Source organism: Vibrio sp. 1288 (genome assembly GCF_033344475.1).
In genome coordinates this window covers 1-768 of record NZ_JAWPOX010000399.1, presented here as the reverse complement: position 1 = coordinate 768, position 768 = coordinate 1, and the positions used below count along the sequence as shown (strand labels likewise).

The window sequence follows — 768 nt, the reverse complement described above, 5'->3', positions numbered from 1 at the left end:
AAAACGTTGAATACAACGTCGCTCCAGTCAACATAGCAAAAACGACAACGATCAGCATCGAAGCAAAAACGCGCTTTTTAGAGTTTTGTTTTTCCACTACAACGCATCCCTCAACGACTTCATTGGCGTACTCTTAATCATTCGAATTACGGGTAACGCCCCGGCGATCATAATCGCGAGCATTGCCCAAGCGATAGTTTGTGCATATTCCCAAGGAATGGTTTGCAGTTCGAGTGACCAACCAAAAGATTGTTTAATGATGATATCAACAATTAGGTGGGCCAAGGCCAATCCTAACGGTACTGCTATAATCGCAGAAATGGCACCAAAGGCGAACAGTTGCAAGCCCCCTAGGGCAACCAACTCTTTGCCAGAAACACCCATGCATCTCAGCAGCGAGAAGTGTCTTTGACGAGAGAGTTCTCCTGCTAGGGTTGCAAAGAAAAGACCAAATACAGCAATGATAAGAGTAATGTTGCCTAGCGTGCCAGCGATGGCGAACGTGTGATCAAATACTCTCATGGCTTGATTGTAGATATTGCTGTTGTCGAATACGCGGTCTTGTGGCAATCGGAAGACATTTTCTAAACGATTCTTCAACCCTTCCCCATTCACGCTGTCTTTCAGCAATACGCCTAACCCTACGTTGCCCGTTCCGGCAAACGCATAAAGCCAGTTTCGATGTGACATCATCACTTGGTTGTATGGGTTGCCATAATCGTAGTACACACCCACGACTTGCCAACCTTCACCCAGTGGCGCTTGCAG

At 46.6% G+C, this 768-nt stretch carries 1 protein-coding gene; it reads right to left on the bottom strand.

Features of this window, described 5'->3' with window-relative positions; all coding sequences use genetic code 11:
* Window positions 1-96: 96 nt before the first annotated feature.
* On the bottom strand, window positions 97-768 hold a 672-nt coding region (locus R8O11_RS27030; protein WP_318183877.1), incomplete at its 5' end, for an ABC transporter permease.